The organism is Methanolobus bombayensis (genome assembly GCF_017873415.1).
In the GTDB taxonomy this organism is placed as follows: domain Archaea; phylum Halobacteriota; class Methanosarcinia; order Methanosarcinales; family Methanosarcinaceae; genus Methanolobus; species Methanolobus bombayensis.
The window spans coordinates 1-24,179 of sequence record NZ_JAGGKD010000006.1 but is presented as its reverse complement, the minus strand read 5'-3'; the positions used below and the strand labels follow the sequence as shown (position 1 = coordinate 24,179).

Below are 24,179 nucleotides of genomic sequence, written 5' to 3'. Positions count from 1 at the left end.
AATCTATTCGGATATATGTCTTTTTCATGACCACAACTGTCCTTCTAGCATTGCAAGTGTCTTATCATTTGTGCTTTTGTTCACTTTTCTGATCTCAGCCACATATTCGTCTCCGATTCTCTCTATTTTTTCAAGGGCAACATAGAGTCCGAATCTGTCGAGATAATCTCTGAATTTGAAAATAATTTCCCGGTCTTTCACACGTATGCGGAAATCATCGGATATCCTATCTCCACTTTCTACCTCTTCAATAGTTTTTTTCATGGGGCGGAGTATACTTTCTCCGAGCCTCAGACATCTCTGTGTGAATTCATCTTCGTTTTCATTCCACTCATGGGACTGGAATCCTTCACGAATAACCCGTGAATAGAGATAATCCCTTCCTGCTTCATTGTAGAATTTAAATGCCTGCCTTAGATCAGAACAATTACTTTCGGAACATGTGTATTTCACTGGTTGCAATACCATTGCCTGATCTTTGATAACAACTCCTTCCCGTCCTTCTTTTCCAAGATCACGTATAATTTCTGTTATTTTTGAAGAAGCGCTCTTGATGCTGAAATCTCCAAAGAGCCTTACTTGGTTGAAACCATAATTCTCTGCAATTTCTCTTCTCTGGTTGACTGGCAGAGCTTCTCCTGTATCCTTGTGACGTATGTCAAAAACAAAGAAATCAAGAGATTCTATTCCATAAGCATCTTTTTGAACGTATGGGTTCTCCGGTCCTGCCATTTCTCCATAGACCACAAGGTCTGGATGTTCCCTGAAAAAATCCGGTTCTAAAAAGTTCTGTACCCTTTCTGTAGAATAAGGGCACACATGACCGCTGCGTGTAAATGCAATTAGTTTTCCTCTGAATTCTATTACTCGGACATTATAGCCGTTCATTTTCTCTTCAACGACAACAGAGGGTATTTCTTTGAAGTTTTTAAGAATAGCAGGTTCAAGAAGCATTGCCCTTTTGATCTTTGGAAAACCGCGGACCAGCTCAAAACTTCCATGGTGGTCGATGAGAACTGTCCCATCTTCCATTTGAGGTGCATGTCCCTGAAACCTGTAAATGTCGTAATATTCGTCCCAGTTACGTTTCAGATTCCCTTTTTCTATGAGTTCGGAAATTTTAGAAGGTGGGAGTTCAAGGAACTCCGCCACCTTTTCAACATCCAGTTCTGATATTTTGCTGTTTTTCATCACCAAACTCCTGGTTTTACTCTGCCATTCCCCGGATGATGCTCCTCCTTGTTATAAGTCCTACAAGATGTCCTTCAAGGTTCACAACCGGAAGTCCGCCAAGATTTTCTTCGAGCATCTTCTTAGCTACATCACTTGTAGTGTCATTGGTGTAAACAGTTTTTACTCCCATCTTCATGATGTCCTCTACAATGAGATTCTTTATGCGGGCTTCCTGCTTGCTTCCTTCAACAAGGTCGCGGAAAGAGCGCATTGCCTTTGCAATATCCTTTTCAGTAACCATTCCCACAAGTCTGTCCCCTTCTATAATAGGAAGTCTTCCGATATTGTTGTCAAGCATTATTCTCCTGACATGACTGACACGGTCTGCAGGCCCTGCAACAATCGGATTCTTCTGCATGATCTCTCCTGCAAATCCGCTGAAGTTGTTATTCATGAGTATTTCGTTAGGAGTGACCCATCCAACTATCTGCTCATTTTCTACGACAACTATCACACCACCGTTCTTGATCATAAGTGTGATAGCATCAGTTACCTTTGTGTCTGGCAGTACCTTTATGAAATTATCAGAGACTGCTGTGGCAACATGCAGGGAGGAAGCAGGCTTACTTCCCTTCTTTCGTGTTCCGAGCTCCTTTGTAAGGTTTCTCATAGTAAGCACTCCAAGCAGCTTCCCATCGTGTTTTACCAGAAGACGTCTGGTTCCCTTCTTGTCCATAATGTCAAGTGCATGGGAAATAGTGTCTGACTTATCTACGGTCAGCGGTTCTGACATAATTTCCTTTACTTCCATTTTAATTCCTCTTCTTTGTTTGTTTCTATGGTCTGCTTATGCTTGCTGTACTGCCCTGATTATATCACGCCTGCTGATCAGGCCTATGATGTTATCGCCGTTAGCAACAGGAAGGGCAATAGTATATTCTGAAAGCATTATTCTTGCTGCATTTGTTGCCTTGTTATTTATGTCAATTATATGTGGTAGCTCTGACATGATATCTTCCGCAACAAGAGGTACTTCCTTTACATAACGATATTCTTTTACCCCTGCAGGTGTTGAACGTCTTGTCATCTTGATGTTCTTTGAAGGGAGTTTTCCTTCATTATCTGACATGAGATTGAATGCAACACTGCCTGTTGTTATGATTCCCACTGCTTCATCAGCATCGTCATTGACTATTACATGTCTGGTCTGGTTTTCCTCCATTTCATGCATCACATGGTTTATGGTATGGTGCCTGTGAACGAACACAATGTCATCTGACATTACTTCAGAAACCTTTGTTTTAATATCCTGCCCGGAGTAATACTTCATAATGTCCGTTCCTGTTACTATTCCAAGCACTCCTCTGTTTACAACAGCAAGTGAGTTTATTCCATTCTCTATCATCAGTTCACTGGCCTGAGCTGGTGTTGCCCCTGGGTATATCGTAATAGGATTTTCATTCATTACCATTCTCACCGGTATCTTGTCAATTGGCCTCCTTCTCCACATTGGTTCGGCCTGTGCGAGTCTCCTTCCGAGGTCTGTCTTTGTGACAATACCAACCATCTCTTCCTTTTCAGCTACCACAAGGGTACTGATCTTATGCTTGAGCATAAGTTTTCTTGCATGTGCTACGGTTTCTTCCGGTGCTATGGTAAAGACCGGTGAACTCATAATGTCCTTCACATTCATGTTGTTCCTCCTTTTTTGAAGCCTGAACTTAAAAACGTCCAGACCTGCAGGATATTTTTAAATTATTGTTCTGCAAAGAGCTTCTGCCTCTTTCCTCTGGCTTTTTGCCTGCTCTTTGATCTCAACTCTGCCTTTTCGGACAATTCCCAAATGATTATGCCCGTTGTTTTTCACCACCACTTATTGTGGTATTCCCGCTTAATACCGGGTTTTCTTCTTCACCTCCTGATTAACAATTAGCGTGAACTGATACAGCAGCGTCTTTCTGTCTGCTGATTATAATTCCAAAAGGCATAGCTATGGCTATGGAGTTTTGTGTTTTTTGGTCTTTTGTCCGGGGTCGAATGTTTATCTTTTCCAGTTCTTTGACCTGTTTTCTGATTTTCAACTAAACCACTGCGCTCCATAACATCACAAAATAACTGGAATTTTTATTATATAATGTCCAGATGTTTTGTGAAAGACATTCAAACCTCTTGGTTAACAATTATCTTACCTGATATGCAATTAGATATTGCTTTAGTATTCAGGTACTATACTGTGTCTGCCTGCAATAACAGTAAATCCAGCTAACACTGAATGCCAGAATATCATAATTTTTCCCGGCCGAAACACAGGTGTTGCTTTGAAGATCGATACATTTATTTTTTTAGTATATATCGGGACAGACATTTGTTTCACCAGCTTGAAGTGTCCTTTATCAGTTGACCAGTCAGAACTAGTCATAGTAACCTTCTTCCTCTTTACAGTCTTCGCACAACATCAATCCGTTTACATCCGTCAGGCTGTCTACCAGAGTTCCGCAACGCTGGCAAATGCCACGTTCAAGTTCCGGTTGATGCTGGATGTTGTTTTCATGATGCAGTTCGATAAGTCCTTCCAGAATAGTGTTCAGACCCGGAGCTATGGCTAGTATGTCCCTGTCCGTTATCATTCCCACTATTGCATCTCCTTCCATCACAGCAAGTCTTCTGATTTCAGACTTGACCATCATTTCAGCAGCCTCGATTATATTTGTCACAGGCTTTGTTGCTATGATAGGGGATGACATAATCTCACCGGCTGTCATCTCAGAGGGCAATACGTTCCTGGATACGGTCTTTATTAAAATATCATGCTCAGTAATGATGCCGATGCTGTCATCATTCTCTTTTACGATAATGCATCCAGTTCCACTTCCTGCCATTTTGTTCGCAACATCTAGAACACTGGCATTGACATCAATGTCAAAAGTATCCTTGGACATTATTTCCCTGACCGACATCTCATTTTGAATCTCCATTATGGAGACATCGGTTTCCATATCATCATGAACATTCAAGACCATAAGACGTACCCCAGAATCCTGGATTAAAGGAATCAATTACCTATAGTCCACTAAATAAAATTGGACTTTTATTGTATATATAGGTGTTCGTGGATTACAAGGTCTAAATACACTGTGCAGCAGGTACTGCTAAGTAAGTCAAAAGATGGCGTTTTTTAAAAAAATTTGCCTTTCCGGATAAGCTTTGCCAGCCTTCCGGAAACAGGTGGTATAAATTATTAAAGAATGTTTATTCTTGTACGGTTTCCTGCACTGAGTTCGATCTCATCATTGAATCCTGATTTGGAATATGCATCTATTATCTCAATGTCAGTATCGATGTCAACTTCCTCTACAAGTGTTGCATGATCCCCCCACAGTGCGATACGTATCCTGCCGGTATCATCTGATACATAGATGTTGGAAACCATATTTTCTGTTCCATCATCACGTGTGAATTCCCTGAGCTCTCCAAGACCTGAAACCTGTCCTGTGATTGAATATGATTCTCCAGGAATTATGTCAGAGATCGGAGTGAAGCTTTCTTTGAACTCAACCTCTTGTTCTGTTCTTTTAATAGTTCCGCGGTTTCCAACCTGCATTTCCACCTGCTGGTTGAAATTATTCTCTCTTGCATAGGCATTAAGGATCTCCACAGAATCATCGACTTCTATCTGTTGTGTGAAATCAGTGAGTTCATCCCAGAGGGTCACTCTGATTTTACCGGTCTCATCACCAATGAGCAGATTTGCAACTCTGCCTGTGCCCCCATCTCTCTTATTAAAGGTTCTGATATCTGAGATATCAAGTACCCTAGCACGAAGATTGATGTCTCCCATTCCGTTAGTTATATCTTTGATCTGTTTTGACTCGATGCGGGCTTCGACCTTTTCATCAGTTTCACAGAATACACCGTTGTTACCAATATTAACCTCTACACCAGAGTAGCCTTCCTTTACGTATCCTGCGATCTGATAGTTCTGGCCAATCTCTATCTGTCCGTTCTTTACAAGATCTGCTCTTTCGTCCCATAAGGTAAGACGTATTGATCCTGTGTCATCTGCAACTATAAGGTTTGCAACCCTGCCTATTGTACCATCGTTCCTGTTGAATTCCTTTGCAGGGAATACAGTCATTATTTTGGCTATGAGCTTTACATTACCGCTGTTTGGGGTTATATCTGAAACTTTATTTATTTGCTGTTCCCCGCCTGTGTCACTGACACCAAGGTCGTGTGCAACCAACATAGCTGCAGTTTTGGTGTCACAGAGGCCGCTCATCTGTTCTACTTTTTCTTCCACCTTGCTTGTAAAATCATCTTTGCTGATGACGCCACCCAGTTTTTCATATATTTCGTTGATCTCGTCCATAATAATACCCTGAAAATGAGTAAAGTGATTTAAAGTCCTAATGTAATTAATTACTTTTATCTTAAGTATTCATCCTTCTTTACTAAACTAGACATAGTATCGTTCCAGATAAATTAATGTAACGAAAACTTTCCCGTTTCTCTAATATTTACTCCATTTTCTTTTGTATCTCTTGAATGTATATCTTTCTTATCTTTTTAAGATAGTTCAGTGTTTCTTGCGTTATTTTAATAACTTATATTAATTATGAGATGTATTTGCAAGATATCATGATCCGTAAATGTAAAGAGCATGGCTATTTCAGGGGAGAAAGTTGCCCTGACTGTGGAGAAGAAGGACGTTATGTGCTGGATGATGATCGGGAAGAGAGACTTGGAAGGTTTGTTTCCGGTGCACTAAGACACTTCCCTGAAGATGTGGGCATAGACATGGACCCCCAGGGATGGGTCGAACTGGACCAGCTCTCCAGAGTTATGAAAAAGCGCTATAAGTGGGGAACCATGGAACGTCTTATTTCTCTTGTTGAGTCTGACAGGAAAGGACGTTACGAAATAGAGGACGGTTTTATCAGGGCAAGATATGGACACTCTGTAGAAGTTGACCTTATGTCCGATTATCCTGAGAACGATCTTTCTTATCTGTATTATGGCGTAAGCCAGGAAGAAGTAGACATGCTTCTTGATAATGGTATTTATCCTATCAGGCAATGTTATGTGCACCTGAGCACATCATTTTCTAAAGCAAAAGAAGCAGCTTCAGTTCACACAGATAATCCTGTAATTCTTGAAGTTGATGCAGAAGGGGCCCAGCAGGACGGAGTTGACATCGTTGCTGTAAACGATGATATTGTTCTTGCAAGGGGAATTCCGCCTGAGTATATCAGCGTAGTAGAATCCGGGGAATGATCTCATTCCACGGTAATCTTTATTGGTCTTTTTTTGTTTTTGTTATTGTAGTCTATGCTGAATTTAACATCAAGCATTTTTTCAGTGATATGCATATTTGTAAGACAGTGTTTTGAAACTTCTCTTACTGTGAAAGAACCTTTTCCCGCAAGTCCCATATATGGTATGAGCTGGTCTGCAAGATGACTGTCTACTGCTGCCCCGCACAATAGTTCATCAAGCATTTCATTTGCAGCACATTCTCCTACTTTTTCAGCAGGCAAACCTCTTTTACCGATGCTGACTGCGCCTGAAAGGCCGGACCATAAAGTGATACCACTTCCTGTAGACCTGAAATTATCTGTAAATACGGAAATATCAGTTTCCTTCCTCATTTCTTCCAGTATCTTTTTTGCAGATTCTGCCTGTCTTTCTGCAACATGTTCAGGTAAACCTGAGCAGTGTGACATTCCACAGATTATTTTCTTTTCATTCTGATTTTCAGTTGCATAATGATATCCAATAAGTTTAGACGGCTCGATTTCAATTTCTGCTACTCCCCCGCCTTTAGGATAGTATCCTCGTTCAATGAGCTTTATGTCTGCCTGATATCCCATTATGCGAAGCGCTTTTAATGTTACTTCTTTCAGGTAATCTATGGAAGGGGACCATGCAACATCAGTTCCACCGTTTATGGTGAGTTTTGTCTTTTTCTTTGCAAAGGCTGCCATGGGCATGATGGCCTGCATCAAAAGAGGAATGCTCCCTGCGGTCCCAATAGATATTTTTCTGTCAATCCCCCTTATTTCCGATGGAGAAAAGTATATATCAGTTGAGCCGGAGGCTACTCCTTTGATTTCCGCATTGCATAACATTGCAGCAGTTTTGATTGACATTAGATGCTGTGGTTTCAGTCCTTCTTTTGGACGGTTGCGACGTATGTTTGTTATATGTATTTCTTCTCCGATAATTGCAGAGAGGGCTATGGCAGTTCTGAGAATCTGGCCACCACCTTCTCCGTATGAGCCGTCTATTTCAATCATATCTTTCTTCTCATCTTTTTCAATGCACCTTTTGCAGCAAAAACAGTGGGATCCTGCAGTGTGGATACAGGAGGTGCATAACAGGTTTCCATCTTTACAAGTTCCTGTGCAGTTGTTTTCTTTTTGATAGCAAGTGTAAGGGCATCGATACGTTCTTTGATCCCCTCCCTCCCAACTACTTGTGCACCTACAAGATATCTTTCACTGAATATGAGTTTGATGAAAAGTTTGCTTCCTCCGGGATAATAATCAGCCCTTGTTGATCCGGTTGCAAGTCCTGTTACTATTTTTATATTGTTTTCTTCCGCCTTTTTTGAGGTGATTCCTGTTGTTCCTACCTGGATGTTTCCTATTACTGCTACCCATGGATTGAGTATGGGATCGAATTCAGCCGGTCCGGATGTGAGATTATTTGTTATTATTCCTGCCATTCTCCTCGCAGTGCTTGCCAGCTGGCTCAACATTGCTTTTCCGGTTATGAGATCCGTAACTTCTATACATTCACCGCCGCAGTAGATGTCGGGGTGGAATGTGCCTGATATCGAAGGATGCAGGTAATCATCAACTATGATCCCGCCGGTATCTCCAATATCTATGCCTGCATTTGAAGCCAGTTCGTTGTCCGGTTCAACTCCTGTGGCAAAAATCACAAGATCAGAAGGAAACTCGGTTGAACCCACTGTAACTGAGCTGATATCTTTTTCTCCGTTCATTGCAGAGGGAACGTATCCTGTAATTACTTTAACTCCCAGGGATTCGAGATGTTCCTGCACAACTTCAGCCATATCAGAATCTATATTGTGTGAAAGTATTGATGGGCTTCTGTTCAAAAGTACTGTATTTATATTTCTACTTGAGATTGCTGCTGCCATCTCAGCACCAATGGATCCACCACCAACTATGACAACTGAAGATGCTTTTTGGAGTGCTTCTTCAATTGTCATTGCGTCTGATAGTGTTCTGAGTGTGAATATGTTTCCAAGGGATGTTCCGGGAATTGCTGCAGGAATTTTTGCTTTGCTTCCTGTTGCAATGACCAGCCTGTCAAAATGATAGTCATTTCCACCTGATGATATGCTGTTATCTTCTATATTTATTGAATCAACTGTTGTTCCCAAATGAAGGTCTATGCCAATCTCCTCAAAGTATTTGTTACTTCTGAGAACCAATGATTCGAAATCTTCAATTTCTCCTCCGATCACAAAGGGCATTCCACACTGACTGTATGCTGTGTGGGTATCAGCAGAAAAAACGGTTATTGAATAGTCACTGTGGCGTGTGAGGCTTGTGGCAACAGCCATGCCAACAGCACCTCCGCCTATAATTATTACTTTTTTATTATTTTGGTTATTTTTGAAGGGCATGTTGTTTTATAAGCTCGCATGAATATTAACTATGTTCCCTGAAAAATCAATATGGGCGGATTAAAAGAATTTGCGTTTTCTGTTTAAAATATCTTGTGATTGTTCAAAAATGTCAACCCATAAGTTTATAAGACTTTGAATTCTATTACCTAGTGTAGTCATGATTATATGATTACATAATCGATATAATATAGATACTGTGAACGAGGGTATCTTTCAATAATACAAATATAGTTTAGTCATTCGTAATCACTACAGATTCAAAAAGAATCATTTACCGAAGAGGTATTCATAACATCACAAGGTGCTTACAGGTCAAAAGCTGCAGTTATTACAATGAGGGATTTGGAAATACTGCTTATTGACCATGCCATAAAACAGTTTCAGTAGCAAAAATGCATTTGATGCAGGACATCTAGTTACTGTTGTTATTAGCTTGGCGTTGGTTTGGATTAAGTGGAAATCTTCATGTTTATTCATTGAGATTAGAGTTTAACTTAAGTTTCCACAATTTCAGACTTTTGATAAGATGACTTTGGGTGTTCATTACAACTTTTCTATTTTTGTATTCCGAATTGTTCCGGTATCGTCATTACACAAATTTGGAGACTATCATATGCAGAATGCAGATACCACTAAATATATAATTCATTCAAAAATAAGTGCAGATGGAATAATAGAACGCCCTGATATTGTAGGTGCTATCTTTGGTCAGACAGAGGGTCTTCTTGGTTCCGATCTTGATCTTCGTGACCTTCAAAAGACAGGACGTATCGGCAGAATCGAGGTCGTGGTCAATGCAAAAGGTGGTAAGACCAAAGGTACTATCCTTATTCCTTCAAGTCTTGACAAAGTTGAGACCTCGATCCTTGCAGCTTCACTGGAGACCATAGACAGGGTTGGTCCCTGCAGTGCCAAAATAGAGATATCTCATATAGAGGATGTAAGGGCGACAAAACGTCACCAGATCATTGAAAGGGCTAAGTTCATTTTTAAAGGTATGTTCGATGAGAATCTTCCTGAGTCCCAGGAGATCGCTGATGAAGTGCGTCAGTCTGTCAGGGTAGAGGAGATGCAGTACTATGGCAAGAACAAGATTCCATGCGGTCCTACGGTTTTCGATTCAGATGCTATAATCGTTGTTGAAGGGCGTGCTGATGTTCTTAACCTTTTGAAATACGGTATTAAGAATACCATTTGTGTTGGTGGTACAAATGTTCCTCCTGAAGTTGCAGAATTTACAAGGAAAAAAGACACAGTGACTGCTTTTACCGATGGTGACCGTGGAGGAGAACTCATTATCAAGGAACTTGTTCAGGTTGCTAACATCGACTACATTGCACGGGCACCGGATGGCAAGAGTGTTGAGGATCTTGTACAGAAGGAGATTGTCAGGTCACTCAGGCAGAAGGTTCCTGTTGAGCAGGTGATCGATAAGTATGTTAGTAATGACCAACCCTCATCCGCTGACGATGGTCGCAAGCAACGTATTTCAAAACGCAAAGAAAGAAGACCATCTCCTGCTGCAGATGCTAAGCGTATTTCTCCCGCTGCTGTTAAAAGAAATGCAAGGGAACCTCGCAGAAATAAGAGAAAGCAGGATTCGAGAGAGAAACAGCCCAATGGTAATAAACAATCCGATGCACGAAAGACTGAAACTCCGAAGTCAAAAGTGCCGGTGTCTCCTGAGAATAAGAGATTCAAAAATCACGCAAATGATCTGATAGGCACTTTCAGTGCACGTTTTCTCGATGGTGGAGATAATGTTGTAAATGAAACTGCTGTAAGGGATCTTGTGAGCACTCTTAAGGCCTATGAGGATGAAGTCAAGACTGTTGTATTTGATGGTGTGGTCACTCAAAGGATTCTTGATATCGCCGCTGATAAGGGTATAGAACGCCTTATAGGTGCAAAAGTGGGTAGTGTGACCAAAAGACCTGCTTCTGTAAAGGTCCTTACTGCTGCTTCATTATAATGTTGTGTACTGTGCTTGCGCACAGTATATATATTTAATATTTTTTATTGATTTTCTTTTTGCTTGTTCTGATTTAATTTGAAATTATTTCCTCTTTACTTAATGTTTAATCATTAACATTAGAAAGCAAATTTTATATACAATACACAAGGCATCAATTTCCGGGGGAAATGGCTTTATTAGGAAATTAACCAACTAAATGTAGTGCATTATTTTAAAGAGTGCACAAAATAACAGCAAATAATTAATTTTACATACAGGTTGGTTGGTATGCATAAAGATGAATTAATACAATTGCACACATTGATGGCACAGATCAGGAGACATTTTGAACATATGGGTATGGATAATACCTTTAATGAGTATGATTCGTTGGCTATAAGCCCTCTGCATGTTCACAGGAGTAAGGCTGAGCACAAACATGCGATATTTGTTCTTGGTAATGATATTGCAGAAGCTCTGTCACAGGACGATACTTCAGGGATTGGCAGGACTTCCGAAAGGATGCATGAGCTTGCCATAAAGACAGGCAGTCATTTAGCAAACACCAATTAAAGGAATTCAAATCCTTTAATTCCATTTTAGGAGACAAATATCTGGATTGAACTGGATTTAAAATGATACTGAATTAGATGGTATCAACCTTTTTTTCATTATGATTCCATCTTCTCCATCCGAATAATATTCTTTTTGAACCCAGCAGTTTATGAAATTCATACGTTCATAAAAATCCTGGGCCCGGGTATTTGTAATTCTTACCTCAAGGCTTGCATATGGAAGAAGCTTACATACAAATATAGTAAGGATGGAATTCATAAGCCTGGCACCAATTCCCATACTTCTGAAACCTTCCCTGACTGCAAGGGAAAAAATCCGTCCTTCCATTTCTGATAATTTATATCCTACAACAAAACCTACAACATAATTGTTGTATTCTGCAACAAGGAATCCTTCATTGTTCATCTCATAGAAGTTCATGTAAAGGAAAGGATTATGCTCCGAAAAAGCCTGTGATTCGATTTCCAGTACCTCTTCAAAATCGGATGGTTCAAAGTTCCTTATTATTATCATGCAAATCTGTTAGTCAATCTTTTTCACATGGCGCAGATCCACTGCAACTCCACGTTTTGATCTTTTCATCTCATCTCCGCTCATATTTGCTCTACCGACTGCAATTGCTTTATTCCCACTGATAAGAACCTCATCATTTGGTCTGATCTGAGGGTCTGCATCAATTACCCCGGGTGCCAGAAGCGAGCCGCGTGGGACAAAATCGTCAATCTTTACGATGTATCTTCCCTTTTCAAGTAAGGCTCTTGCGCCATCTATAGTAACAGCCAGCGTACCATACTGAGGTATAAGTGTTACAAGTTGCTTCTTTCCGACAAATATCTGATGCTTGGGGAATGGTCCTTTGACAGTTGAATCTTTGGGTACAAGTATATCCCCTGAACCTGTGCCAAACTGATAATCTGCAACAGCTTTCATAAGATCTTTCTGTGTCTTCTCATGACTGCGCTTTCTTCCGGTGCAAAGTCCAGACATTGTAGTGCTGAGGTTTTTCAGTGATTCTCTGGATGTGACATTTCCAAGACTGGTATATGTTATATCTATGTCAAGTTTTTCTGCGACCATTTCGCAAATTACACGATAGGCATCCTCGACATGTGCAACGATACTTGTGTATTTATGTTTTTTCAGGTAATCCTCAAGACAGGATGCCACCCATTCCTTTTCCTCTGCATCCCAGTAACCTGTCACAGTAGTATCATAATGTGCAGCAGGGTATGTGAGTTCCAGTTCCCTAGGGACTATCCCAAGCGGGGATGTTATTATTACTTCATGGACAAATTTTCTGCTTTTTCCAAGCGCTTTGATGAATTTCCAGTGTGAATTGGATGTGGAATATGGTTTCCTGGCAGAACATGGCAAAAGTAGAAGTACATCAGCTGCAGGTGGTGTGTATCTTTCCTGAATCCTTTTAGCGTACCTAACAATTTCTGATCTGTTCTGTGATTCTCCACAGGTGGCAACAAGTGTGTTATTTCTTGCAATAGCATTCTGACTTTCCATAAAGTCATATTCGTCATCTGCAAGTCTCATAAGTGCTGTAAGCCATGGGTGTACTCTGCATTGTCCCTCAATATACTCACGTAATGTTCCTGCACGTATCCTTTCCCTTACAAGTGCAGTTTCTGCTTCCATTGTATTGATATTGTGTTTTTCCAGAATTGCTGCACGACTCTTTTTATCCATCTCCCTGAGACCTTTCAGGTCTGTGGATGAACATGCGCTGCATCTGCATGGTAATTCTGCAAGTGAGTCAAGATAGAACTGTCCGGCAGTTGTAAGGTATATATTGTTATGTCCGGCAATTATTGCTTTAGTATTATCTAAAACATCGATTCCAAGGTAGATCAACATTGCCAGATTTTCGGGAGTGGCTATATTTGGTGCATAAATTGCAGTGTCAGGAGCTATGTCCTTTTTCATTTCAAAAAGCAGGCTGAGAAGATTTCTTGCATTCTTTTCAAAACATCCGGCTCCTTCCATGACATACAGGTCATGTTCTTTTACCTGCTGTCCGGATATGTAAATAGTTCCGGTTGCACCTGTGTCTTCCATCTCTTCTGCTTTTTCAGCCAGTCTTATCGTAATTTTCCGGGGAGCTTCCGGTGTCAGGTCCTGATGTGGAAGTATAATAAGAGAATCTTCTCCGGCCTTTTGTCTTATTTCCCTGAGATGTTCCTGAGCTTCTTCAAAATTTGGATATTTCCAGAGTGATCCGCCGTCTATGATTGCACTATCAGGATTATCCAGGCTTCTGGTATCTATAATATAAGGTGTCCGGATATCTTCCTTCAAAAGGAACTTTCCTATCCTTGCAGCACCGTCCCGTTGCTGTACCTCAAAATATCGTGTCATTGCTGTGTAATAGGTGTAGTCAGATGTAAATGTTTGCCTTCACCAAAAACTATAAATTATCCTATCCCACTTAAAAAACGATTCCATGCAAAAATCCGATTTACTTAATAATCTGCAGAAAATAGTCGGAGAAGAGTATGTTTCCGCGTCATCTGCAGAACTTTATTGTTATTCATGTGACGCCTCACAGATAAGAGGCATGCCTGATTTTGTTGTCAGGCCAGCAAGCACTGAACAGGTTTCAAAGATAGTCAGTCTTGCAAACGATAATGAGATTCCTGTGACTGCAAGAGGCGCAGGTACAGGACTTGCCGGAGGAGCTGTTCCGGTAGAAGGTGGCATTGTACTTGATATGTCATCAATGAACAGGATACTTGAAACTGATCTGGACAACCTTCAGGTAACCATCGAACCTGGTATTGTCCAGGAAAAACTGAATCAAGCGCTTGAACCATCAGGTCTTTTCTTCCCTCCTGATCCGGGAAGTTCCGCAATGTGCACCCTTGGTGGTCTTATTGCAAACAACGGAAGCGGAATGCGCTCTGTAAAATACGGTACTACTCGAAATTATGTACTGGGACTTGAAGTCGTCCTTGCAGACGGAACTGTGATCAATACTGGTTCCAAGGCATCAAAATCAGTTGCTGGTTATTCTCTTACTGATCTTTTTGTAGGTTCAGAGGGTACTCTTGGTATTATCACAAAGGCAACGCTGAGACTCAGAGCACTTCCAAAGGAGCGCTCTGTATTACTTGCTTCTTTTGATGATCCTGAACTTGCAGGACAGGCAGTAGTAAAAGTCCTCTCCTCAGGAATTGTTCCTTCTGCGTGTGAAATTCTTGACAGGAACATAATAGAGGCAATTAACACTTATGATCCACACATCGGATTGCCGGAAGCCGGTGCTATTCTGATGTTCGAGGTGGATGGAACAGAGAACACGGTTCGCGAAGGAATAGAGATGATTAAGGATGCATGCAGCACCCTTGCAACAAGTATCAGGGCAGCTTCGGACAAGAAGGAAAGGGATGAGATATGGGCTGCCAGAAGACTTGTAGGTGCAGCGGTTTCCAGACTGGACCCACTCCGCACCCGTGTTTATGTCGGAGAGGATATTGGAGTTCCGATAAAAGAGCTTCCGGGAATGCTGCACAAGGTACGTGAGATCTCAGATGAGTTCAAGCTTCCGATCATGACCTACGGTCACATCGGTGATGGAAATCTTCACACAGGAATGTGCATTGACGTGCTCAGTGATGAAGAATGGGAAAAGCTGAACAAGGCTGCAGATAAGATACACCGCACAGCCATAGGTATTGGTGGAACTGTTACTGCCGAGCATGGAGTTGGCAGTGCCAGGGCAGATTATCTTGGTCTTGAACTTGGAAAAGCTCTCGATGTAATGGTATTGATCAAAAACGCACTGGACCCAAAGGGTATTCTGAATCCGGGAAAGATGGGGGTCTGAAAATGAACGATGAAGATATGCGTTCAATACTGAAATGTGTACGTTGCGGTACATGTCGTTCAGTATGTCCTGTTTTTGACGTTAAAGGCTGGGAATCATCAAGCTCACGTGGTCGTATGCTTGTAGCTCACGGTATTTCCCAGGGGCTTGAAGTTGATAAGGGTGTTTTCGATAGTATTAACACCTGTACTACATGCGGACTTTGTGAGGAAATATGTCCTTCTGGAGCATCTCCTGTTAAAGTAATAGAAAATATAAGGCACCAACTCGTGCTTCAGGGTAAGATGACAGATGCCCAGAAACTTCTGCGCACAGAAGCTCTTGAAAAAGGGAATCCTCTTGGTGAATCCAGGGACAGGATGGCATGGCTTGGGGATTCCAGAAATGATCTTCCTGAAAGGTCAGAATATGTGTTCTTTGCAGGCTGTCTTGCATCTTACCGGTATCCTGAGATCACAAAGAAAACTTTTGATATCCTGAGAAAGTTCGGAGTTACCGTACTTGAGGATGAGGTTTGCTGTGGCTCCCCACTTCTGAGAACCGGCTCTGACCCATCTGAACTTATTTCAAAGAACCTTGAGCAGATAAAAAAGACAGGTGCTCACACAGTTATCACAGGTTGTGCAGGCTGCTACACAACTCTTAAGAATGATTTCCCTGGAGAACTGAATGTTCTCCATGTAACAGAGTTCCTTGCAGACCGTCTTGCTGAAATGGATCTAAAGAAGCTTGACCTTAAGGTTACCTATCATGACCCATGTCACCTCGGAAGGTGCAATGGTGTATTCGATGCTCCAAGACAACTCATAAAAGCAGTTTGTTATCTTGAGGAAATGAAGAGCAACAGGGAGAAATCCAAATGTTGTGGAGCTGGTGGAGGGGTCCTTAAAGGTTATCCTGAACTCTCACTTGAACTTTCAAAGAACAGACTTGAAGAGATACCAGGGGACGTTGACTATCTGGTAACTGCATGCCCTCTATGCCTCACAAATCTCAAACGTGGGGGCCCGAGAGTTGATGTGCTTGATATCATCGACCTGCTTGAAATGGCTATGGAATAGCCATTTTAGTTTATTCTTTTCTCGGTTTTTTAATTATTGTTTTTAAAAAAGATGTGAGCATGTAGTTCATGCTCTCTTTATTCTCCCAGCCAATGCCAGAGCAAATACTACTCCAATAGCTTTAAATCCTGGAATTGGAAGACTGTTTTCAGCAGCTGTATTTGTATCTTCTGTTTCTTCACTCATGGCTTCCATTTCTGTATTATCATACCCATTCATTTTTCTGAGCTCTGCATAGTCCAGATTGAGTCTTTTGCTCACAAGGTATGCAGGATATTGTCCAGCCTCAGTATTTCCTCCAAGAACTTCGTATACTATGCAGGAACCATCATCAGACCAGTAAACTTCATAAATAACTGACTTCTCCCACTCCATTGGTGTAGCTTTAGTACTTTCTATATAGAAAGGAGTGAGTTCTCTGTGCAGTAGAGTATTATTGTGGACAGAACAGATATCGATAGCATATTGTGCATTTCGACCTTCATCGAAGAAAACTGCCCTTGGTGCTGCGTACATTTTACTGTCCGGTGAAAAAGCAACTCCATAGTAGCTCATTGTAATTATGTTCTTGATATTTGTCTCGGTTCCTGCAACTGTGTCGTTAATGACATAATCTTCAACACCCACTCCCTTTTCTGAATCCAGTGCCTTCTTATACACACTGTAATTGCCATCAGGACTTGTAGTTGTTCTTGGAGTAAGTCTATAGTGCAGGTGTATCTGTGAATGTTCTCCATCCTCGCTATACACGACTATCTGATGTGCCTCTATACTATCAGGATTAGTGTATGATTTAGAATAGAACATATTCTCAGTTACAGTCTCATCAATGCTTATGACCGGGCTCGCCAGAACAGCACATGCCTGGATAATAATCAATAATAATATTGGTGCCAACAACTTATACTTCATAGTATAACTTCCATTTTTATTTGAAAAATATACGTTTGAAGTACAGTAAACTAGTATATGTTAAAAAGATAACGATTTTATTATTGTATTTAATGGTAATTAGCTTACCATCCGCCTTTTCTACCTTTCTTTCTTCTTATCAGGCAATTCCATGAATTTCCAACAAGGTCAAGCCGGTTGGCACGTTTCAATCCTTCATAAACCAGATTATAATTTCTGGGCTCACGGTAATGTAGCATTGCTCTCTGGATGCTTTTCTCTTTCTGAGAAGTTGCCACGTAGGTTTTTTTTCCAGTGAAAGGATCGATCCCTGTGTGGAACATACATGTTGCCGCTGTCATAGGAGTGGGTGTGAAATCCTGCACCTGTTTGGTATAGCGTCCTGTATCCCGGATGTATTCAGCAGTTTCTATCATGTCATTAAGTGTGCAACCCGGATGACCTGACATGAGGAAAGCCACAAGATACTGGTCTTTTCCAAGTTTCTGGTTTATTTCCTTGTATTTCTCCTCGAATCTTTCGAATACTTCCCTGTCAGGTTTCTTCATAGCATCAGTGACTTTATCGCAATAATGTTCCGGAGCAACCTTCAATTGACCGCTGACGTGATGAGCACACAGCTCTTCCATGTATTCCTCATCAAGAAGCGCAAGGTCATAGCGCACTCCATAGCCGACAAAGACCTTTTTGATCCCGGGCAGTTCCCTGAGCCTGCGCATAAGCTCAATGAGTTTCTTATGGCTTGTATTAAGTGAAGGGCAGGCTTTTGGGTAGATGCAGATTTTCTCTTTACATACGCCTTTATCTTCCCAGTTCTTGCAGTCCATTCCGTACATGTTGGCTGATGGGCCGCCAAGTCCGTTAATAGTTCCTTTGAATTCTTTTATTTGTGTGAAACCTTCTGCTTCTCTCAGGATAGATTCCATACTGCGGCTGCGTATCATCCTTCCCTGGTGCAGGGCAATGGCGCAGAACGAACATGCACCGAAACAACCTCTGTGAGTGTTGATAGAGAATCTCACCATGTCAAGAGCAGGGACTGGTTCATCGTATGATGGGTGTGATTCTCTGGTGAATGGAAGTTCATAAACATGGTCCAGCTCTTCTGTTTTGAGCGGACGCATAGGTTTATTTTGTATTATTACTGTTTTTGGATGAACCTGAATAATGGCATGCCCGCTAATGTGGTTCTGTTCATGGTAAACAGTCTTGAATGTGTTTGCATAGAGTTCCTTGTTCTTTGAAACTTCGATATAAGGTGGTATTTCTATACAAGTCTCAAGCAATTCTTCTTTTTTCGCTTTCCAGGTTTTGATGTCCATTTTCCAGACAGTTCCGTCAATATCCGTGATATCTGAAACAGGAATTCCTTTATTGAGTCTGTCTGCTATTTCAACTATCTGGAGTTCTCCCATTCCGTATACTATCATGTCTGCGGGAGCATCTGCAAGTATTGACTGGCGTACCTTGTCGGACCAGTAATCATATTGTGCGAAACGGCGTAAAGATGCTTCAATTCCTCCAATAACTCTTGGAGTATCAGGGTAAGCTTCCTTCAGGCGGTTAGAATAAACAATGGTTGCACGGTTAGGTCGCAGTCCCGCCTTGCTTCCGGGTGAATATGCATCATCGTGTCTGAGTCGTTTTGATGGTGTGTAGTTGCTCACCATCGAATCTGTGTTTCCTGCACTGATGGCAAAGAAAAGACGTGGTTTTCCAAGTTTCTTGAAATTTTCAACATCATCCCATTTTGGCTGTGAAATAACTCCTACTCTGTAACCTGCATCTTCCAGAACTCTGCCAATGATGCTGGTTCCAAATCCCGGATGGTCCACATATGCGTCACCTGTGACAATAATAACATCAAGTTCATCCCAGCCTTTCTTTTTTGCATTCTCAAGGCTCATGGGAAGAAACTTTGAAGGAGCTGCTTTTTTGCCTTTATTGCCACCCTTATTTCTTTTATGTCTCATGTTCTATCCTTAAAGCAACATGCTTTTAGACATGCGCAGGGAGAGTTGTATCTGCTTGTTAACGTCATTTGAGGTTACTTCACCGTGTCCTGGATAAAGTGTTTTGACATCCAGTTCTATAAGCTTATTTATAGAAGCTGTTAATTGATCACGGTTGCCGCCCTGGAAATCAGTACGTCCTATACTTCCGTTGGGAAATACTGTGTCACCTGAAAAAAGGCTCTTTGAATTTGCTTCATAGAGGCAGATTCCTCCCGGTGTGTGTCCTGGTGTGTGTATGACTTCCAGTTCCTCGTCATTTCCTATGGGTATCCTGTCACCCTCTTCCAGAATCATATCGGGTTTTATTGCAGGTGCCTTATATCCGAACATTGCCGCTGCACTTACGGTGTCATTGCTCAGAAGTGGTTCATCGTTTTTGTGAATTGCTATTTTTGCACCAGTCATATCTGCAATTGCCTGTGCAGATGCTGTGTGGTCATAGTGGCAGTGTGTAAGTATTATGAGTTCAAGATCTTCTATGTCTATGTTCTCTTTGATGGCAGAAATAAGGCCTTCAGTGCTCATTCCGGTATCTACCAGTATTTTTCCGTTAATGAGGTATGAGTTAGCGTCATAAAGTCCGATAATAAAATGTTTGACCTGCATGTGTATTCTCCCGTACAGAAAAGTCAATTTTAGAGTTCAAATGCACTGCGGGTATTTTGCATTGTCGCCCTGGCGATCTCGGCCTCATCTGTTTCTTTTAGTTGTGCTATGACAGGGACTGAGTCCCTGACAAAGGCAGGTTCGTTGCGGCCTTTGCGTGGTGAGAGGTACGGGCTGTCAGTTTCAATGAGCATATTTTCAAGAGGGAGATTCTTTGCTATCTCTTTGTGATGGTCTGAAAAGCATACAAGGGTCGGAACTGAAATGTAGTGACCTGCATCAACTATTTCTCTCATAGTTTCGACACTGCCACCATAACAATGGAATATAACCCTGTCAAGATCCCTTGTCATTTCCAGTGCAAGTTCTTCTCCGTCTCTGCCGTGTATTACAAGGGTTTTGTTATATCGGTCTGCAATGTCAATGACCTTCTCAAAAACCTCTTTTTGCTTTTGTTTTCCTGTTTCATCTTTACAGTAATAAAAGTCCAGACCCGCTTCACCGATTCCAACTGCTTTGTCAACATTGCGTTCCATCTGAGCAAGTATCTGGTTAATTTTTTCTTCATTAGCTTCAGGAACCATCTGGGGACTGAGGCCTAAGGTTGCATGGATGAAATCATACTTTTTGGCAAGTTCAAGAGAATTGATATTGGTTTTGTAATCTATGCCGGAGTTGATCATTAAGGCGATTCCACTTTCTTTCGCTCTCATGATTGTCTCATGTCTATCTTTGTTGAATTTAGGGAAATCAAGATGACAATGAGAATCTATAACTTCATAGTTCATGTGTATCTTTTCATGATTATGAGCTCATTATATAGATATTATAGATATGAACCTGTTTTAATGGTTAGAAATAATGAAGTTTAAAATAGAGAGGATTTAATATGCCCGATATTGATGAATGGACATCTTTATATCAAAATCTTTTCTGCATTTTCAAGTTCAAGCTCTAGTTCCTCTTCTGAATATTCTCTCATTTCTATGTTTTCATTTTCCGGTTTTTCTTCTATATTTTCCGGTTTAGTTTCAGGAATTGTCTTCTCTCCTCCATCAATTTTGAACCTTACAATTGTATTCATGAGGTTTTCGGTCATATCTGAAAGTACTTGCGCGGATTGTGCAAGTCCTTCCATTATAGTACTCTGTTGATTGATTGCATAAGTGGTGCTTTCCATGCCTGATGCAGATTGTTGTGTAATAGATGCAACTTCATCGATGGAAGAAGATATCTCCTGTATTGATGCAGATTGTTCCTGCGCAGCAGCAGCAATATCCTGTACCATGATTGCGATATTGTTTCCTGATTCTACTACTTTTTCAATTACATTAGCAGCTTCATTCAGTGCTTCTGAACCATTTGATACTTCTTCGGTTCCATGTTGCATTGAGTCTACAGCATTATTTGTTCCTTCCTGTATCTCATGTATCAGGTCTGCTATCTGATTTGCAGCATTTCCTGAATTTTCTGCAAGTTTTCTGACCTCATCGGCAACAACAGCAAAACCTTTGCCATGTTCTCCGGCACGCGCAGCTTCAATGGCGGCATTCAATGCAAGCAGGTTTGTCTGATCTGCAATACTTGTTATGAGGTTGACTATTTCGCCTATCTGTTTTGATTTACCGTCCAGATCCATGATGGCTTCTGCTGATTCGGATGATGCTGTTTTGATTTTATCCATTTTATATAAAAGATCTTCTGTGATTGTTCTTAGGCTGCCGATGACATCATTGCATTCTTTTGCATCATCTGCGGCTCTTTGGGAGTTATTGGCTACCTCCTGGACAACTTCTGTCAGATCAAACATTGCTTTTGCGACATCTTCGGATTTGGATGACTGGACTGTGATGCCATTTGATATTTCAATTATTGAATTTGATATTTCGCTAGATGATGCAGATATCTCTTCTGATGAAGCTGCTACTCCCTCTACAGTGCTGGAAAGAATTGACGAACCTGAATACATCTCGTCAATAATTTCTTTGAGGTTGCCTTGCATTGATCTTACTGATTCTGCCAGAAGGCCTATCTCGTCCTTTGAGTCATTTTCAATGTCAACTGTAAGGTCTCCGGATGCAATTCTTTCTGTAACATCAACCATGTTCTCAATGGGTTTTGTTATGGTTCGAGCAAAATAGTGTGCAACATATACAACGAGAAATCCTGTAAGGACCAGGCCGATTATATACATATTTCTAAGGGCAGTCAGTTTTTCTAATGATCCTTCTTCAATTGCGTAACTTGCCTGGGTATAGCTGATTGTCGAGACAATTAGTAAAGGAATCAAACTTACTGCTAACATAATACTTATTATTTTTTGTTCCATACTTATGTTTTTTAATATGTACACTAAAGATCCTCTCCCTTTTGTCGCATAAAGCGATGTTAATTTGAGTTGATTATGAATGTAGTTATGTGCAACAAATAATCATATATAAAAGATACAAATATATTTATATATAAATTTAATCTTTTTCTCCATATTTCTTAAGGAATATCTGAATAATTTGTTTTCTTACTAAAATAATAAGATTTCATCTAAGTGACTTCAAAATAACAGTTATTACAGGTTCTATTGAGAAAAAGCAAGAACCGTGAGTACACGGTTCAGGAAAAATAAGTTTATTCCATATTCCAGAGCTTCTTTTTATCAAGAAGCAGATTTATAGCTGTTATGAGTGCGTCTACTGATGCAGTTGCAATGTCTGCGCTGGCAGATTGTGCACTGGCAACTCTCCCTTCTTCATCCTGAACTGAGATCGTTACTTCTGCAAGAGCATCACTTCCTCCGGTAATTGCCTCAAGGCTGAAGTCACGCACTTTTACTTTTGTATATCCTCCTATCATGAGCTCAACTGCCTTAAGCGCGGCATCTATTGGTCCCACACCATAGTTGGATGCAACTGCTTCTTCTTCTCCGATATTGGCCCTGACAACTGCTGTTGGTGTTGTGAGGTTACCTGTCATTACGGAGAACTCTTTCAGGACAATTGTCTCACTTCCGAGATTTCTTCCAAGAACTGCTGAGGCCACTGCTCGAAGATCGGCGTCACATATACGTTTGCCTTTGTTTGCAATGTCCTTGATCTTTGCAAGAATTTCATCAAGCTGTTCTTCGTTTGTTTCAATTCCCATTTCTTCCAGGGATTTTTTGACTGCATGCTTTCCTGCGTGCTTTCCAAGAACTATGCGGCGTCTGTGACCTACCATCTCAGGTGTCATGATGCCGGGTTCAAAGGTGTCGGATTTTTCGAGCACTCCATGGGTGTGTATACCTGATTCATGGGCAAATGCGTTATCTCCTACAATTGGTGTGTTTGCCGGCATGTGTATGCCTGTGTAGTTTTCCACCATCTTTGCGGTCTCAAGGAGGTATTCTGTCCTGATGTTCGTCTTTGCACCATATATGGAATGCAGGCACATTACTACTTCAGCAAGATTTGCATTTCCTGCACGTTCTCCGATACCGTTGACAGTTACCTGTATCTGACTGGCACCTGCTTCTGCAGCCATTAGGCTGTTGCCAACTGCTATTCCAAAGTCATTGTGGCAGTGTACGTCAATTGGTATATTTATATGAGCGTTGATGTTCTTTACAAGCTCGTACATGGATGAAGGTGACATTACACCGACTGTATCTGGTACATTTACTATGTCACAGCCTGCATCTTCCACGGCTTTGTACACTTCTGTAAGATAATCAAGGTCGGTCCTTGTGGCATCCATTGCTGAGAACATGCATTTGGCACCATGGTCCTTGATGTACTCAACAGCGTCTACTGCCATTGTAAGTACTTCTTCCCTGCTTTTCTTGATAGTATGTATCCTCTGTATGTCGGATGTGGATACAAAAGTGTGTACCATGTCAACGTTACAATCTATACATGCATCCAGATCTTTTGTAAGGACACGGGCAAGACCACAGACATCGAGACTGAGTCCTTCGTTGGCTATGGCTCGCACATTTTGCTTTTCGCCTTCCGAAGAGACTGGGAAACCAGCTTCGAGCACATCAACACCAAGTTTATCCAGTTGCCGGGCAATCTTGAGTTTTTGCTCGTTGGTGAGTGATACGCCAGGTGTTTGTTCACCGTCGCGCAGTGTCGTGTCAAAAATAGTCTTGTGTTTATCTATAAGCGGTTTATCGCTGTAAAAAGCGATCCCTCAGTTCTACGGTTGAATTCATGTTAATCACTTCGCCTTGTTATTTATCATATAAATATTCTCCGCAAAGAAGATGAACATTTCTATTTATGTTGTTTCATTGATAGTATGATTATCAGTTTCTCCGCAATGTTTTTATAGTAAGCCTGTTATGTAAGGGTGCTCGCGACGAGCCTTGTGATGCGGTTACTGCATCACGAAAATGAGTTCATCGTGT

At 41.1% G+C, this 24,179-nt stretch carries 21 protein-coding genes; 5 read left to right on the top strand and 16 right to left on the bottom strand.

Annotated elements, in window-relative coordinates:
• Positions 1 to 24: 24 nt before the first annotated feature.
• The 6 genes from J2746_RS08520 to J2746_RS08495 form a co-directional block, all read right to left on the bottom strand.
• Positions 25 to 1,191, bottom strand: a complete 1,167-nt coding sequence (locus J2746_RS08520) for an RNA ligase (protein ID WP_209619183.1) — start codon at positions 1,189 to 1,191, stop codon at positions 25 to 27.
• A gap of 16 nt (positions 1,192 to 1,207) precedes the next feature.
• Complete coding sequence (locus J2746_RS08515; RefSeq protein WP_209619181.1) at positions 1,208 to 1,984, bottom strand: CBS domain-containing protein; 777 nt, start codon at positions 1,982 to 1,984, stop codon at positions 1,208 to 1,210.
• Positions 1,985 to 2,020: 36 nt separating this feature from the next.
• Positions 2,021 to 2,866, bottom strand: coding sequence for a CBS domain-containing protein (locus J2746_RS08510; protein ID WP_209619179.1), 846 nt, complete (start codon positions 2,864 to 2,866; stop codon positions 2,021 to 2,023).
• Between the two features lie 519 nt (positions 2,867 to 3,385).
• Positions 3,386 to 3,592: a hypothetical protein gene (locus J2746_RS08505; protein ID WP_209619176.1), complete on the bottom strand. Its 207-nt coding sequence runs from the start codon at positions 3,590 to 3,592 to the stop codon at positions 3,386 to 3,388.
• Positions 3,585 to 4,193 carry a CBS domain-containing protein gene (locus J2746_RS08500; RefSeq protein WP_209619175.1) on the bottom strand — a complete coding sequence of 203 codons (609 nt, stop codon included), beginning with the start codon at positions 4,191 to 4,193 and terminating at the stop codon, positions 3,585 to 3,587. The genes J2746_RS08505 and J2746_RS08500 overlap by 8 nt, the downstream gene beginning before the upstream one ends.
• A gap of 218 nt (positions 4,194 to 4,411) precedes the next feature.
• The gene (locus tag J2746_RS08495) at positions 4,412 to 5,542 is read right to left on the bottom strand and encodes an OB-fold nucleic acid binding domain-containing protein (protein ID WP_209619172.1); all 1,131 of its coding nucleotides are present in this window, start codon (positions 5,540 to 5,542) and stop codon (positions 4,412 to 4,414) included.
• A 269-nt stretch (positions 5,543 to 5,811) separates the two neighbouring features.
• Between J2746_RS08495 and J2746_RS08490 the strand changes: the two genes are divergently transcribed.
• On the top strand, positions 5,812 to 6,447 hold the full coding sequence (locus J2746_RS08490) for an RNA 2'-phosphotransferase (protein ID WP_209619169.1): 636 nt from the start codon (positions 5,812 to 5,814) through the stop codon (positions 6,445 to 6,447).
• A 2-nt stretch (positions 6,448 to 6,449) separates the two neighbouring features.
• Here the strand turns inward: J2746_RS08490 and rtcA are convergent, their stop codons facing one another.
• Positions 6,450 to 7,469, bottom strand: coding sequence for an RNA 3'-terminal phosphate cyclase (rtcA, locus tag J2746_RS08485; protein ID WP_209619166.1), 1,020 nt, complete (start codon positions 7,467 to 7,469; stop codon positions 6,450 to 6,452).
• On the bottom strand, positions 7,466 to 8,833 hold the full coding sequence (locus tag J2746_RS08480) for an NAD(P)/FAD-dependent oxidoreductase (RefSeq protein WP_209619163.1): 1,368 nt from the start codon (positions 8,831 to 8,833) through the stop codon (positions 7,466 to 7,468). Before J2746_RS08480 ends, rtcA begins: the two co-directional genes overlap by 4 nt.
• 616 nt (positions 8,834 to 9,449) lie before the next feature.
• Between J2746_RS08480 and dnaG the strand changes: the two genes are divergently transcribed.
• Positions 9,450 to 10,808, top strand: coding sequence for a DNA primase DnaG (dnaG, locus tag J2746_RS08475; protein WP_209619160.1), 1,359 nt, complete (start codon positions 9,450 to 9,452; stop codon positions 10,806 to 10,808).
• A gap of 270 nt (positions 10,809 to 11,078) precedes the next feature.
• Positions 11,079 to 11,363 carry a UPF0058 family protein gene (locus tag J2746_RS08470; RefSeq protein WP_209619157.1) on the top strand — a complete coding sequence of 95 codons (285 nt, stop codon included), beginning with the start codon at positions 11,079 to 11,081 and terminating at the stop codon, positions 11,361 to 11,363.
• Positions 11,364 to 11,420: 57 nt separating this feature from the next.
• Here J2746_RS08470 and rimI read toward each other — a convergent pair whose 3' ends face one another.
• Positions 11,421 to 11,879 (bottom strand): ribosomal protein S18-alanine N-acetyltransferase, encoded by a 459-nt coding sequence (gene rimI, locus J2746_RS08465; protein WP_245250070.1) that lies wholly within the window; start codon positions 11,877 to 11,879, stop codon positions 11,421 to 11,423.
• Positions 11,880 to 11,888: 9 nt separating this feature from the next.
• Positions 11,889 to 13,733, bottom strand: coding sequence for an archaeosine synthase subunit alpha (arcS, locus tag J2746_RS08460; protein ID WP_209619154.1), 1,845 nt, complete (start codon positions 13,731 to 13,733; stop codon positions 11,889 to 11,891).
• Between the two features lie 85 nt (positions 13,734 to 13,818).
• Between arcS and J2746_RS08455 the strand changes: the two genes are divergently transcribed.
• Together J2746_RS08455 and J2746_RS08450 are read left to right on the top strand one after the other, a co-directional pair.
• The gene (locus tag J2746_RS08455; protein ID WP_209619151.1) at positions 13,819 to 15,201 is read left to right on the top strand and encodes an FAD-binding oxidoreductase; all 1,383 of its coding nucleotides are present in this window, start codon (positions 13,819 to 13,821) and stop codon (positions 15,199 to 15,201) included.
• 2 nt (positions 15,202 to 15,203) lie between these two features.
• Positions 15,204 to 16,262 (top strand): (Fe-S)-binding protein, encoded by a 1,059-nt coding sequence (locus J2746_RS08450; RefSeq protein ID WP_209619148.1) that lies wholly within the window; start codon positions 15,204 to 15,206, stop codon positions 16,260 to 16,262.
• Between the two features lie 66 nt (positions 16,263 to 16,328).
• Here J2746_RS08450 and J2746_RS08445 read toward each other — a convergent pair whose 3' ends face one another.
• The 6 genes from J2746_RS08445 to J2746_RS08420 all read right to left on the bottom strand — a co-directional run bounded on the left by J2746_RS08445 (position 16,329) and on the right by J2746_RS08420 (position 23,932).
• A complete protein-coding gene (locus J2746_RS08445) occupies positions 16,329 to 17,174 on the bottom strand; it encodes a hypothetical protein (protein WP_209619145.1) in 846 nt (281 codons plus the stop codon).
• Between the two features lie 104 nt (positions 17,175 to 17,278).
• Positions 17,279 to 19,081 carry a YgiQ family radical SAM protein gene (locus tag J2746_RS08440; protein ID WP_209619756.1) on the bottom strand — a complete coding sequence of 601 codons (1,803 nt, stop codon included), beginning with the start codon at positions 19,079 to 19,081 and terminating at the stop codon, positions 17,279 to 17,281.
• Between the two features lie 75 nt (positions 19,082 to 19,156).
• Positions 19,157 to 19,795 (bottom strand): MBL fold metallo-hydrolase, encoded by a 639-nt coding sequence (locus J2746_RS08435; protein ID WP_209619142.1) that lies wholly within the window; start codon positions 19,793 to 19,795, stop codon positions 19,157 to 19,159.
• Positions 19,796 to 19,824: 29 nt separating this feature from the next.
• The gene (locus tag J2746_RS08430; protein WP_209619139.1) at positions 19,825 to 20,583 is read right to left on the bottom strand and encodes a TatD family hydrolase; all 759 of its coding nucleotides are present in this window, start codon (positions 20,581 to 20,583) and stop codon (positions 19,825 to 19,827) included.
• 128 nt (positions 20,584 to 20,711) lie between these two features.
• On the bottom strand, positions 20,712 to 22,100 hold the full coding sequence (locus tag J2746_RS08425; protein ID WP_209619136.1) for a methyl-accepting chemotaxis protein: 1,389 nt from the start codon (positions 22,098 to 22,100) through the stop codon (positions 20,712 to 20,714).
• Between the two features lie 320 nt (positions 22,101 to 22,420).
• A complete protein-coding gene (locus J2746_RS08420; RefSeq protein ID WP_209619751.1) occupies positions 22,421 to 23,932 on the bottom strand; it encodes a 2-isopropylmalate synthase in 1,512 nt (503 codons plus the stop codon).
• Positions 23,933 to 24,179: the final 247 nt, after the last annotated feature.

Coding starts and splice junctions, on each gene's coding strand:
- dnaG (WP_209619160.1), top strand. CDS start 9,450: ATGCAGAATGCAGATACCACTAAATATATAATTCATTCAAAAATAAGT.
- J2746_RS08425 (WP_209619136.1), bottom strand. CDS start 22,100: ATGTTAGCAGTAAGTTTGATTCCTTTACTAATTGTCTCGACAATCAGC.
- rtcA (WP_209619166.1), bottom strand. CDS start 7,469: ATGATTGAAATAGACGGCTCATACGGAGAAGGTGGTGGCCAGATTCTC.
- J2746_RS08515 (WP_209619181.1), bottom strand. CDS start 1,984: ATGGAAGTAAAGGAAATTATGTCAGAACCGCTGACCGTAGATAAGTCA.
- J2746_RS08430 (WP_209619139.1), bottom strand. CDS start 20,583: ATGAACTATGAAGTTATAGATTCTCATTGTCATCTTGATTTCCCTAAA.
- J2746_RS08510 (WP_209619179.1), bottom strand. CDS start 2,866: ATGAATGTGAAGGACATTATGAGTTCACCGGTCTTTACCATAGCACCG.
- J2746_RS08435 (WP_209619142.1), bottom strand. CDS start 19,795: ATGCAGGTCAAACATTTTATTATCGGACTTTATGACGCTAACTCATAC.
- arcS (WP_209619154.1), bottom strand. CDS start 13,733: ATGACACGATATTTTGAGGTACAGCAACGGGACGGTGCTGCAAGGATA.
- J2746_RS08500 (WP_209619175.1), bottom strand. CDS start 4,193: ATGGTCTTGAATGTTCATGATGATATGGAAACCGATGTCTCCATAATG.
- J2746_RS08495 (WP_209619172.1), bottom strand. CDS start 5,542: ATGGACGAGATCAACGAAATATATGAAAAACTGGGTGGCGTCATCAGC.
- J2746_RS08480 (WP_209619163.1), bottom strand. CDS start 8,833: ATGCCCTTCAAAAATAACCAAAATAATAAAAAAGTAATAATTATAGGC.
- J2746_RS08445 (WP_209619145.1), bottom strand. CDS start 17,174: ATGAAGTATAAGTTGTTGGCACCAATATTATTATTGATTATTATCCAG.
- J2746_RS08470 (WP_209619157.1), top strand. CDS start 11,079: ATGCATAAAGATGAATTAATACAATTGCACACATTGATGGCACAGATC.
- J2746_RS08505 (WP_209619176.1), bottom strand. CDS start 3,592: ATGACTAGTTCTGACTGGTCAACTGATAAAGGACACTTCAAGCTGGTG.
- J2746_RS08520 (WP_209619183.1), bottom strand. CDS start 1,191: ATGAAAAACAGCAAAATATCAGAACTGGATGTTGAAAAGGTGGCGGAG.
- rimI (WP_245250070.1), bottom strand. CDS start 11,879: ATGATAATAATAAGGAACTTTGAACCATCCGATTTTGAAGAGGTACTG.
- J2746_RS08440 (WP_209619756.1), bottom strand. CDS start 19,081: ATGAGCCTTGAGAATGCAAAAAAGAAAGGCTGGGATGAACTTGATGTT.
- J2746_RS08490 (WP_209619169.1), top strand. CDS start 5,812: ATGATCCGTAAATGTAAAGAGCATGGCTATTTCAGGGGAGAAAGTTGC.
- J2746_RS08450 (WP_209619148.1), top strand. CDS start 15,204: ATGAACGATGAAGATATGCGTTCAATACTGAAATGTGTACGTTGCGGT.
- J2746_RS08455 (WP_209619151.1), top strand. CDS start 13,819: ATGCAAAAATCCGATTTACTTAATAATCTGCAGAAAATAGTCGGAGAA.